11 protein-coding genes are annotated in these 12113 nt (G+C 60.3%); 6 read left to right on the forward strand and 5 right to left on the reverse strand.

Annotated features, from left to right (window positions below; translation table 11 throughout):
* Positions 1 to 130: 130 nt before the first annotated feature.
* From kdpB to kdpF, 3 genes are read right to left on the reverse strand one after another with little or no spacing between them, the layout of a single operon-like run.
* A complete protein-coding gene (gene kdpB, locus AC3IP0_RS20635; RefSeq protein ID WP_489325748.1) occupies positions 131 to 2188 on the reverse strand; it encodes a potassium-transporting ATPase subunit KdpB in 2058 nt (685 codons plus the stop codon).
* A gap of 10 nt (positions 2189 to 2198) precedes the next feature.
* On the reverse strand, positions 2199 to 3893 hold the full coding sequence (gene kdpA / locus AC3IP0_RS20640) for a potassium-transporting ATPase subunit KdpA (RefSeq protein ID WP_489325750.1): 1695 nt from the start codon (positions 3891 to 3893) through the stop codon (positions 2199 to 2201).
* Between the two features lie 8 nt (positions 3894 to 3901).
* Positions 3902 to 3991 carry a K(+)-transporting ATPase subunit F gene (kdpF, locus tag AC3IP0_RS20645; RefSeq protein ID WP_007899818.1) on the reverse strand — a complete coding sequence of 30 codons (90 nt, stop codon included), beginning with the start codon at positions 3989 to 3991 and terminating at the stop codon, positions 3902 to 3904.
* Positions 3992 to 4335: 344 nt separating this feature from the next.
* Between kdpF and rfbB the strand changes: the two genes are divergently transcribed.
* The 6 genes from rfbB (at position 4336) to AC3IP0_RS20675 (ending at position 9864) form a co-directional block, all read left to right on the forward strand.
* The gene (rfbB, locus tag AC3IP0_RS20650) at positions 4336 to 5418 is read left to right on the forward strand and encodes a dTDP-glucose 4,6-dehydratase (protein WP_489325751.1); all 1083 of its coding nucleotides are present in this window, start codon (positions 4336 to 4338) and stop codon (positions 5416 to 5418) included.
* On the forward strand, positions 5415 to 6290 hold the full coding sequence (rfbA, locus tag AC3IP0_RS20655; protein ID WP_477798166.1) for a glucose-1-phosphate thymidylyltransferase RfbA: 876 nt from the start codon (positions 5415 to 5417) through the stop codon (positions 6288 to 6290). Before rfbB ends, rfbA begins: the two co-directional genes overlap by 4 nt.
* A gap of 46 nt (positions 6291 to 6336) precedes the next feature.
* On the forward strand, positions 6337 to 7206 hold the full coding sequence (gene rfbD, locus AC3IP0_RS20660) for a dTDP-4-dehydrorhamnose reductase (protein WP_489325752.1): 870 nt from the start codon (positions 6337 to 6339) through the stop codon (positions 7204 to 7206).
* A 262-nt stretch (positions 7207 to 7468) separates the two neighbouring features.
* Positions 7469 to 8833: an ethanolamine permease gene (gene eat, locus AC3IP0_RS20665; RefSeq protein ID WP_489325753.1), complete on the forward strand. Its 1365-nt coding sequence runs from the start codon at positions 7469 to 7471 to the stop codon at positions 8831 to 8833.
* 139 nt (positions 8834 to 8972) lie between these two features.
* Positions 8973 to 9140 carry a DUF2897 family protein gene (locus tag AC3IP0_RS20670; RefSeq protein WP_007985427.1) on the forward strand — a complete coding sequence of 56 codons (168 nt, stop codon included), beginning with the start codon at positions 8973 to 8975 and terminating at the stop codon, positions 9138 to 9140.
* 166 nt (positions 9141 to 9306) lie between these two features.
* Positions 9307 to 9864: a TetR/AcrR family transcriptional regulator gene (locus AC3IP0_RS20675; RefSeq protein ID WP_489316816.1), complete on the forward strand. Its 558-nt coding sequence runs from the start codon at positions 9307 to 9309 to the stop codon at positions 9862 to 9864.
* Here AC3IP0_RS20675 and fabF read toward each other — a convergent pair.
* Both fabF and AC3IP0_RS20685 read right to left on the reverse strand, forming a co-directional pair.
* Positions 9861 to 11135 carry a beta-ketoacyl-ACP synthase II gene (gene fabF / locus AC3IP0_RS20680; RefSeq protein ID WP_489316817.1) on the reverse strand — a complete coding sequence of 425 codons (1275 nt, stop codon included), beginning with the start codon at positions 11133 to 11135 and terminating at the stop codon, positions 9861 to 9863. The genes AC3IP0_RS20675 and fabF overlap by 4 nt on opposite strands.
* A gap of 31 nt (positions 11136 to 11166) precedes the next feature.
* On the reverse strand, positions 11167 to 11961 hold the full coding sequence (locus AC3IP0_RS20685; protein WP_489316818.1) for an SDR family NAD(P)-dependent oxidoreductase: 795 nt from the start codon (positions 11959 to 11961) through the stop codon (positions 11167 to 11169).
* Between the last annotated feature and the right edge of the window lie 152 nt (positions 11962 to 12113).

The following is a 12113-nucleotide window of genomic DNA, read 5'->3' on the forward strand; positions in this document are numbered from 1 at the left end:
AATCCTCTAATTCACAAGTCAGGTACACCGTGGCGCATCCATCGCGAGCAAGCTCGCTCCCACAGGGTATGAGGTGCTTTTGTGGGAGCGAGCTTGCTCGCGATGGCGGCTTATCTGGCACACCACGCAGTCAAACCAGATGCAACGCCGTCAACAGCATGTCGATCGCCTTGATGCCCACGAACGGCACCAGGATCCCGCCCAGGCCATAGATCAGCAGATTGCGTCGCAACAACGCCGCCGCACTCGCCGCGTGAACCCGCACACCGCGCAGCGCCAGCGGAATCAGCACCACAATGATCAGGGCGTTGAACACGATCGCCGAGAGAATCGCGCTCTGCGGACTACTCAGGTGCATCACGTTGAGCACGCCCAGTTGCGGGTAGATCGCGGCGAACAGCGCCGGCAGGATCGCGAAGTACTTGGCCACGTCGTTGGCGATGGAAAAGGTCGTCAGCGCACCGCGGGTGACCAGCAACTCCTTGCCGATCTGCACCACGTCCAGCAGCTTGGTCGGGTCGCTGTCGAGGTCGACCATGTTGGCCGCTTCACGGGCCGCTTGCGTGCCGTCGTTCATCGCCATGCCGACATCCGCCTGGGCCAGGGCCGGGGCGTCGTTGGCGCCGTCGCCGCACATGGCGACCAAACGACCGTCGTTTTGCTCGTGACGAATGCGCGCCAGTTTTTTCTCCGGCGTGGCTTCGGCCAGCACATCGTCCACACCTGCTTCAGCGGCGATGGCAGCAGCGGTCAACGGGTTGTCGCCGGTGACCATGACGGTGCGGATCCCCAGTTTGCGCAACTCGGCGAAACGCTCGCGGATACCGGGCTTGACCACGTCCTTGAGATGGATCGCACCGAGCAACTTGCCGTCGGCACACACCAGCAACGGGGTGCCGCCGCTTTGGGCGATCTTGTCGATTTCACGGGACAAGGCCGGTGCCAGGTCGGCGCGTTTCAGGCCGACGAACGCCAGCAACGAATCCACCGCGCCCTTGCGGTACACGCGCCCCTGGTAGTCGACACCGGACAAGCGGGTTTCGGCACTGAAGGGCACGGCTGTCAGCACGTCAGCGGACGGCTCCGGTTGCGGATGGGTGCCGCGCAGGTACTCGACGATCGACTTGCCTTCAGCCGTGTCGTCGGCCAGCGAAGCCAGCAATGCGCCTTCGGCCAGCTCCCTGGCTGTCACGCCAGGCGCGGCATACACCGCCGAGCAACGACGGTTACCGAAGGTGATGGTACCGGTCTTGTCCAGCAGCAGGACGTGCACGTCCCCCGCCGCTTCCACCGCACGACCTGACTTGGCGATCACGTTCAGGCGCACCAGACGATCCATCCCGGCGATACCGATGGCCGACAGCAAACCGCCGATGGTGGTCGGAATCAACGTGACCAACAGCGCCACCAGGAACACCAGCGGCAGGCTACCGTTGGCGAAGTGGGCGAACGGTTGCAGGGTGACGACCACCAGCAGAAAGATCAGGGTCAGGCCGATCAGCAGGATATCGAGCGCCACTTCGTTCGGGGTTTTCTGGCGTTTGGCGCCTTCGACCAAAGCGATCATGCGGTCCAGGGTCGACTCGCCGGGGTTGGCGGTGATTTTCACCAGCAGCCAGTCGGAAACCAGCCGTGTGTTGCCGGTGACGGCCGAACGGTCGCCACCGGACTCACGGATCACGGGGGCCGATTCACCGGTAATCGCCGCTTCGTTGACCGCTGCGATGCCTTCGATCACCTCGCCGTCACCGGGGATCATCTCCCCTGCTTCGACGCGCACCACATCGCCTTTGCGCAGGTTGGCGGCAGGCACCACCTGAAAGCTGCCGTTGCCGGTTTTACGCCGGGCGCTGAGGCCTTCGCTGCCAGCCTTGAGGCTATCGGCGCGGGCCTTGCCGCGACCTTCGGCCAGGGCTTCGGCGAAGTTGGCGAACAGCACGGTGAACCACAGCCACACCGCGATTTGCGCAGCGACGAAAGTCGGCACCGCCGTGTCGGGAATGAAGCACAGCACGGTGGTCAGGATCGCCGTCAGTTCGACCACCAGCATCACTGGCGCACGCTGCAATTGCCGTGGGTCGAGCTTGACGAAGGCTTGCACCAGCGCCGGGCGCCATAGGGCCGAGAATGCAGTTTTCGGTTGTTCCAGCGCCTTGGCGGCGACGGTTTTGGTTACGGGTATATTCATCAAATAGTCCTCAGAAGCCCATGCTCAAATGTTCGGCGATTGGACCCAGAGCCAGAGTCGGCAGGAAGGTCAGGCCGCCCACCAGCAAAATGGTCACGGTCAACAGGGTCACGAACAGCGGGCCGTGGGTCGGGAAGCTGTTCTGGCCGATCGGTGCGGTTTTCTTCATCGCCAGGCTGCCGGCCAATGCCAGAACCGGGAGGATGTAGCCGAAGCGACCGATCAACATGCCCAGGCCCAGCATCAGGTTGTGGAACGCGGTATTGGCGCCGAAGCCAGCGAATGCCGAACCGTTGTTGGCACTGGCCGAGGTGTAGGCGTAGAGCAACTGGCTGAAACCGTGTGGACCGGGGTTGCTCACCGCGGCCATCGGACCGGGCAGGCTGGCAGCGATCGCGCCGAGCACCAGCACGCCAACCGGCATGACCATCAAGGTCAGCACCAGCAATTGCACTTCTTTGGCTTGCAGTTTCTTGCCGAGGTATTCCGGGGTACGGCCGATCATCAACCCGGCGAGGAACACCGCGATCAGCACGTTGAGCAACATGCCGTAGAGCCCGGCACCAACGCCGCCGAAGATCACTTCGCCCACCATCATGTTGACCATGGCCACCATGCCGCTCAGCGGGTTGAGGCTGTCGTGCATGCCGTTCACCGAACCGTTGGACGCGGCCGTGGTGGTCACCGACCACAGCACCGTGGCAGTGGTGCCCAGGCGCGCTTCCTTGCCTTCCAGCGACGCAGTCTGTTCGACGGCGACATTGTTCAGGGCCGGGTTCGGCTGGTATTCAGCCCACAGCGAGGTGGCGCCGCCGATCAGGAACAGCGCCAGCATGCAGGCGATGATCGCGCGGCTCTGGCGCAGGTCCTTCACGTAATGGCCGAAGGTGAACACCAGCGCGACGGGGATCAGAATGATCGAGGCCATTTCGAACAGGTTGCTCCACGCCGTAGGGTTCTCGAACGGATGCGCCGAGTTCACGCCGAAGAAACCGCCACCGTTGGTGCCCAACTGCTTGATCGCAATCTGACTAGCAGCCGGTCCCAGCGGGATCACCTGGTCAACACCCTGCATCGTCACCGCATTCACGTACTGCGCGAAGGTTTGCGGCACGCCCTGCCAGACCAGATACAGCGCCAGCAGCAGGCACAGCGGCAGCAAGCCGTAGAGGGTGGCGCGGGTCATGTCGACCCAGAAATTGCCCAGAGTCCGGGTGGATTTACGACCGATGCCTCGACACAGCGCGACCAGTACCGCCAGGCCGGTGGCGGCGCTGACGAAGTTCTGCACGGTGAGGCCAGCCATCTGGCTCAAGTAGCTCAGGGACGCTTCGCCGCTGTAGGCCTGCCAGTTGGTGTTGGTCATGAAGCTGACGGCGGTGTTGAACGCCAGCGTCCACTCCTGACCCGACAGGTTCTGCGGTTTGAGCGGCAGGTGGTCCTGGAACAACAGGATCGTGAACAGCAGCAGGAAACCCGCGAGGTTGAAGGCGAGCAAGGCCAGGGCGTATTTCTGCCAGCTCTGTTCGGCTTGCGGATCGACGCCGGCCAGACGATAACAACCGCGCTCGACCGGACCGAGAATCGGCGTCAGCCAGGTGCGTTGCCCTTCCATCACCTTGTAGTAGAAGTGCCCGAGAAACGGCGCCGGGACCAAAACCAGGGCAAAAAAACCGAGGATCAGCCAATAGTCATAACTGTGCATAGCCGCTCCTAGTTCCGGTCCGCGCGCAGCAGCGCAACCAACAGATAAATGAACAGCCCCACTGCCAGCAGCAGCGACACCCCGTCCAGAACGCTCATGGAAGTTCTCCGTGTTACGGCGTATTGCCGCGTGTGGAGTCATTGTCGGAAAGGAGGCTGTAAAGGAACGAGACCGAGGGTGCGGGAGAGGCATAAAAAAAGCGTAAAGAGTGGGTTTACGCCGGGGTTACAGGGTGCGGGGGAGGAGCTCCGGTGCGGAAAAACCGGGAGTGTCGCAGGTAGAACTCTAAATTGTGCGCGCGAGTAGTGAGTGACTGCTGCAAGTCGTGGATAATCCCGCCCGATTGGCGCGACGCAACCGAATGGGGTCAAGAACTCTTGCACCTCCCCGCTCGCGCCTGCAAGCTACCGCTATCCGCATTACTGAAGAAGGCTGGCCCAACGTGCGTATCCTTATTACCGGCGGAGCCGGTTTCATAGGCTCGGCCCTTGTCCGCGAGCTGATTCAACACACTGAGCATGAAGTGCTCAACCTGGACAAACTGACTTATGCCGGTAATCTCGAATCGCTGACCAGCATTGCCAATGACACTCGCTACGAGTTTGTTCAGGCCGATATTGTTGATCAGGCGACCGTCAGTGCAGTGCTGGCGCGTTTCCAGCCTCACGCGATCATGCACCTGGCAGCGGAATCCCACGTCGATCGCTCCATCGACGGCCCATCGGAATTCATCCAGACCAACATCGTTGGCACCTACAGCCTGCTCGAAGCCACCCGCGCCTATTGGCAGGCTCTTCCAGAGCCAGAGAAAAGCGCCTTCCGCTTTCATCACATTTCCACCGACGAGGTTTACGGCGACCTGCACGGTGTCGACGATCTGTTTACGGAAACGACGCCCTACGCGCCGAGCTCGCCCTACTCCGCCAGCAAGGCAGCGTCCGACCACCTGGTCCGCGCCTGGCAGCGAACCTATGGCCTGCCGGTGCTGCTGACCAATTGCTCGAACAACTACGGGCCGTTCCACTTCCCCGAGAAACTGATCCCGCTGGTCATCCTCAATGCCTTGGCCGGCAAGCCGCTGCCGGTGTATGGCAATGGCCTGCAAGTGCGCGACTGGCTGTTCGTCGAAGACCACGCCCGGGCACTGCTCAAAGTGGTGACCACCGGCAGCGTCGGCGAGACCTACAACATCGGCGGGCACAACGAACAAAAGAACATCGACGTGGTGCGTGGCATCTGCGCCCTGCTTGAAGAACTGGCACCGCAAAAGCCTGAGGGCGTTGCGCATTACGCCGACCTGATCACGTTCGTCCAGGATCGCCCTGGTCATGACCTGCGCTATGCAATCGACGCCAGCAAGATTGAACGCGAACTGGGCTGGGTACCCGAAGAGACCTTCGAAACCGGCCTGCGCAAAACCGTTCAATGGTATCTGGACAACATGCAATGGTGCCGCCGTGTTCAAGACGGCAGTTATCAGGGTGAACGCCTTGGCGCCATCAATCCCAAGGAGCTGCTCGCATGATGAAAGGCATCGTTTTGGCGGGTGGCTCGGGCACACGCCTGCACCCGATTACGCTTGGAGTGTCGAAACAGCTGCTGCCGGTCTACGACAAGCCAATGATCTACTATCCGATCTCGGTGCTGATGCTGGCCGGCATCAAGGATATTCTGCTGATCTCCACCCCGCAGGATCTACCCCAGTATCGCAATCTGCTGGGTGACGGCAGTCAGTTCGGGGTGAATTTCAGCTTTGCCGAGCAACCCTCACCGGACGGTCTGGCCCAGGCTTTTCTGATTGGCGAAGAGTTCATTGGCGATGACCCTGTGTGCCTGATCCTCGGCGATAACATCTTCCATGGTCAGCACTTTGGCGAACAATTGCAGAACGCGGCAAAACGCACTTGCGGTGCCACCGTGTTCGGTTATTGGGTCAAAGACCCCGAGCGCTTCGGCGTGATCGATTTCGACAAAGATGGCCGTGCGCTTTCGATCGAAGAGAAACCGAAAAAGCCGAAATCCAGCTATGCCGTTACCGGCCTGTATTTCTACGATAACGATGTGATCGAGATTGCCAAGGCGGTGAAGCCTTCGCCTCGCGGCGAGCTGGAAATCACCGACGTCAACAATGCCTATCTGCAACGTGGCGATCTGCAGGTCGAGCGTTTTGGTCGAGGATTCGCCTGGCTCGACACCGGCACCCACGATAGCTTGCTCGAAGCCTCTCAGTACGTGCAAACCATCGAACACCGCCAAGGCCTCAAAGTCGCCTGTCTCGAAGAGATAGCCTATGAACATGGCTGGATCGACCGCGAACAGTTGCTGGAGCGTGCCCGGTACTTTGGCAAAACCGGGTATGGCCAGTACCTGGCCAAACTGGCGGGGGAAGAGCAATGACCCTGTGCGAGCCCGGTTTGCCCGGTAACGAGACTGGACTGTTCCCGTGAAAATACTCATCAATGGCCGACACGGTCAGGTTTCACATGAATTGCAACGGCGACTGGGGGCTGTCGGCGAACTGATCGTATTGGGTCGCAATCAGCTCGATCTCGCACAACCCGATCAGATTCGCCGCCAGGTGCAAAACGTCCGGCCCGATCTGATCATCAACGCCGCGGCCCATACAGCGGTTGATCTGGCAGAAAGCGAGCCGCAATCAGCCTTTGCCATAAACGCGGTAGCTCCCGGCATCCTTGCCGAAGAAGCGCTGGCTCTCGACATCCCGTTGATACATTACTCCACGGACTATGTATTCGACGGGAGTAAAGCCGGACCTTACAACGAGGACGACACGCCAAATCCGCTCGGGGTGTACGGCAAGAGCAAACTGGCCGGTGAGCAGGCCATCAGGGACGTACAAGGTAAACACCTGATCCTGCGTACCAGCTGGGTCTATTCAACTCATGGCCGCAACTTTCTACTGACGATGCAACGTTTGCTGCAAGAGAAACCGGAGTTACGTGTAGTCGCCGATCAAATCGGAGCACCTACATGGGCCGGTACAATCGCCAACAGCACCCTTGCCCTGATTGAACGCTGGCAGACGAGCCAGGTTGCCAGCTGGGGTACTTATCACCTGACCGCTCAAGGCGAGACCTCCTGGTTCGGCTTCGCCCAGGCGATCGGAGAAGCGCTGCGACAACAAGGCAAACCCTGCGCCGACCTGCTACCTATCCCGTCCAGTGATTACCCGACACCCGCAGCCCGGCCGCTCAACTCGCGCCTGGATTGCAGTCGCTTGCAACGCGATTGGGGCGTCACTCAACCTGACTGGCAAATGGCGTTGCGCGAGTGCCTTACTGAACAAGCCTGAGCATCAAACGCTGTCCGCACCCGCATTATTGAAATACCAAACCTGCGCGGTGCAGCGGTGTTTGGAGGCGGATATGCGGGCTTGCTCGCGAAAGCCGCATTTGAATCAAGCGCGCCCCTAACTGACGCACAACATTCGCGCATCCAGTGGCGAACATCCCCGATACGACAGCTTTCAGCCCATTACGACGCGAAATCGTGAAATGGCACGCCCACTGCACTGGCCTTTCCTGAGCTTTCCAAACCACTCAGGGAGCAAACCCATGAACACACAACTCAAACCCACGCTGGGTACCTTGCACCTGTGGGGCATTGCGGTCGGGCTGGTGATTTCCGGAGAATATTTCGGCTGGAGCTATGGCTGGGGCGTGGCCGGGACCTTGGGCTTTCTGGTGACCTCATTCATGGTCGCCACCATGTACACCTGCTTCATCTTCAGTTTCACCGAGCTGACCACCGCCATTCCCCACGCTGGCGGTCCCTTTGCCTACAGCCGTCGCGCCTTTGGCGAGAAAGGCGGATTGATCGCCGGGCTGGCGACACTGATCGAATTCGTCTTCGCCCCACCGGCGATTGCCCTGGCCATCGGCGCCTACCTCAATGTCCAGTTTCCAGCCCTGGACCCGAAACACGCGGCAGTCGGTGCCTACATCGTATTCATGGGCCTCAACATTCTCGGCGTGAAACTGGCAGCCACCTTCGAACTGGTGGTCTGCGTGTTGGCGGTTGCTGAATTGCTGGTGTTCATGGGCGTGGTTGCCCCGGCATTCAGTTTCAGTAACTTCGCCCTCAATGGCTGGGCCGGGTCCGATGTATTCGGTGCTCCGGCGATTGCCGGAATGTTTGCGGCGATCCCCTTTGCCATCTGGTTCTTCCTCGCCATCGAAGGCGCAGCCATGGCCGCCGAAGAAGCCAAGGACCCGAAACGCACGATTCCCAAGGCTTACATCAGCGGTATCCTGACCCTGGTGCTGCTGGCGATGGGCGTGATGTTCTTCGCCGGTGGCGTCGGCGACTGGCGCTCCCTGTCGAACATCAACGACCCGCTGCCCCAGGCGATGAAAACCGTGGTCGGCGAAAGCTCGGGCTGGCTGCACATGCTGGTGTGGATCGGCCTGTTTGGCCTGGTGGCGAGCTTCCACGGGATCATCCTCGGCTACTCGCGGCAGTTCTTCGCCCTCGCCCGGGCCGGTTACCTGCCGGCGTCCCTGGCCAGATTGTCGCGCTTTCAAACCCCGCACCGGGCGATCATCGCCGGCGGTGTCATCGGCATTGCAGCCATCTACAGCGACGGCTTGATCAACCTCGGCGGCATGACGCTGACCGCCGCAATGATCACCATGGCCGTGTTCGGTGCCATCGTGATGTACATCATGAGCATGCTCAGCCTGTTCAAACTGCGTAAAACCGAGCCGAACCTGGAACGCACCTTCCGCGCTCCTTGCTACCCGCTGGTGCCGTTCATTGCACTGATGCTGGCGGTGGTATGCCTGGTGGCGATGGCCTGGTTCAACACGTTGATCGGCCTGATCTTCCTGGGTTTCATGGCGGCAGGTTTCGTGTACTTCATGCTCACCGCACAACTGCGCGCCGAAGCGCCGGCAGATGCGATGCTGACCGGACATTGAAAGCGTTCGGGTGAACCTTGAACAACCGGCATAGAATGGGGGATAGCGATGGAACTGCGATGAAACCCCATCACTCAAAGTGGTATGCACGATCGGTTGGCGAATCCTCGCCGACCGCCTGCTTTTCAAGGAGAGTCCTATGCCCTGGTATGCCTGGTTGATTCTGGTCGTTGCCATCGGCTCGATCGTTGGTGGTCTGATGCTGCTGCGCGACACCGCCAACAAGGTCGAACTGACCGAAGAGCAACGCAAGCGCGTCGCCGAACGCAATGCGGAAATGGACGCCAAGGAAGCGCAGGACCGCTGACTGAAAACCCCGCCTGGAACGGCGGGGTTTATTTTTGCGTGAAATCTCCCGAAATCACGCCGCTTTGCACCCATATCGAAGCATCTGCATGTTTTTTAGAAGTAGAAGTACAGTCACCATGCAATTTTCATTGGTTAATATGGCCGCATTGATGCGGAGATATCAGATGCGTTACTCGCAGGACCATAAAGCCCAGACCCACCAACGCATAATCAAGGAAGCTTCAGCGCGATTTCGACGCGACGGTATCGGCGCGACCGGGCTGCAACCCCTGATGAAAGCACTGGGCCTGACTCACGGTGGCTTTTACTCGCACTTCAAGTCCAAAGACGAACTGGTAGAAAAAGCCTTGCAGGAGGCTGGCGCACAAGTCGACGAGTTGTGCGCGCAAATCTTCGCCGAGGAACAGCCACTCGAAGCCTTCATCGACGCTTACCTGTCCGAATGGCATCAAACCTCACCCCACGAAGGCTGCCCGCTGCTGACCATTTCCTCGGAACTGGGGCTGCGTGGTCAACCGAGCCCGACCAGCGACGTCGTGCTCCAGGCGCGACTCGATCAAATCCAGCACAACCTTGATGGTGAGCACACCGCCGACCGCAGCATCGTCATCATGTCTACGCTGGTCGGCGCCTTGCTGTTATCGCGCAGCGTGGCCGACGCCGAGTTTGGCCAACGGATTCTCGACGTCGCACGCGAACATCTCAAGCACTCGCAGGATTAACCCTGCCAACGCTTGAACAGTACACTGGCATTGACCCCGCCAAATCCGAAGCCGTTGGACAATGCGTATTCGATGGCCATCGGCCGCGCGTTTCCATGAACGATATCCACTCCTTCAGTGGCAGGGTCCGGGTTCTCGAAATTGAGGGTCGCTGGCGCGATCTGGTCACGGATCGCCAGCAGCGTAAAGATCGCCTCGATTCCCCCCGCTGCACCGAGCAAATGCCCTGTCGCCGACTTGGTCGATGTCACGGCAATGCCGTTTTGCGCACCGAACAACGCCTTGATCGCCGCCAGCTCGCCCAGATCCCCCACCGGAGTCGAGGTTGCATGAGCATTCAGATGCTGAACCTGGGCCGGTGAAACACCGGCCTGTGCCAATGCCAACGACATCGCCCGCCGCGCGCCGTTGCCGTCTTCGGGCCCGGCGGTCAGGTGAAAGGCATCGGCGCTGGTGCCGTAGCCGACCAGCTCCGCCAAGGGCTGGGCGCCCCGTGCCAGCGCATGGTCAAGAGACTCAATGACCAGCAGCCCGGCCCCTTCTCCCATGACAAAGCCATCTCGACCACTGTCAAACGGTCGCGAAGCGCGTTCAGGCGTTTCGTTGTAAGCGCTGGACAAGGCGCGAGCAGCGGCAAACCCGGCAAGGCTGACCCGATCGATCGCCGCTTCCGCGCCGCCGCATACTGCGATGTCCGCCTCACCCGCACGAATCAACCGCGCTGCGTCGCCAATCGCCTGAACCCCGGCGGCGCATGCCGTGACCGGCGCGCCCAATGGCCCCTTGAAGCCATGCTGGATCGACACATGACCTGCCGCGAGGTTGACCAGAAATGAAGGGATAGTGAATGGAGACAAACGTCTCGGACCACGGCTATCGGTGGTACGCACAGCGTCGGCGATCGCGCCGAAACCACCCACACCTGAACCGATGATGGTGGCTGTGCGCTCCTGGGCATTGGCATCCAGCGCTTGCCAGCCGGCTTGCTCCAGTGCCTGACGCGCCGCTTCCATGGCGAACAGGATGAAGCGGTCCATCTTTTTCTGTTCCTTGGGTGGAGTTGCCCGGTCAGGATCGAACCCCGCCTCCGGATCATCCGCCAGCGCAGGCACTGCACCGCCGACCTTGGCCGGCAGATCGGCAACCACCTCTTGCGGTAAATTGCGCAGCCCGGAACGCCCGGCCAGCAGCCGCGCCCAGACCGCTTCGACACCGCTCCCCAGCGGCGACACCAGGCCCATGCCCGTTACAACCACTCGACGATCACTCATACCAAACACACCTCAAGCCGATTGATGGCGCTTACCGATAACGGGCAGCGGCCTTGCTTTTGGAAAGATTAGGCGCCATCACATGACGCGCCGCCACGAACGCATCCCAATCCGCCGCATCGGGCAACGAAGGAATAGTGATCAACTCACCCTGATCCAGACCCGATAACGCAGCATCGACCATCTCACCCGCCTCCATCACCATCTCCGCAGGAATTTGCGAAGCATCGATACCGGAGCGCTCCCATATCTCGGTTCGCGTCACACCGGGCAGCACTGCCTGGATCTTCACTCCAGTGCCATCCAGCTCGGTGTTCAACGATTGAGTCAAGCTCAATACATAGGCCTTGCTGGCGCTGTACGTAGCGTTGAAACGCTCGGGAAACAACGCCACCACCGATGCGATATTGATGATTGTGCCGCGCCCGGCCTTGGTAAAGCTGGCCGCTGCCGCGGAGGCCAATCGCGTGACAGCGGTGATATTCAACTGAATCATTCGCTCCAGTTGGTCGGTATCGGCATTGGCCAATAGCCCATCCGCCGCCACACCGGCGTTATTGAGCAACAGGCTGATACTCGAATCACTGCGTAGCCGCTGTTCGAGCTGCAGCACGTCTTCTTTCTGGGTCAGATCCGCCTTCAGCACTTCGACCTTGATCCCATGCTCCGAGCGCAGCTTGCTCGCCGCGGCCTCCAGTCGCTGCTCATCACGAGCCACCAGCAACAAATCAAAACCACGGGCTGCCAACCGCTCGGCGTACACCGCCCCGATACCGGAAGACGCACCGGTGACGAGGGCCGTACCTTGGGACTGAACTGAATTCATGACGGTGCTCCTGAAGAATGCTGAAGGACGCCTGACGCCAAGGCATTTCGGCGCAAGCATTATTTATTATAGGCATAATCCAAACGAAATATGATAGTCGTAATTTTCAATATCCACGAAGCGGTCGGCTCTCGTCGGTGGCCTGACCAGAA

The sequence above is a fragment of the Pseudomonas sp. GL_103 genome (assembly GCF_057835175.1).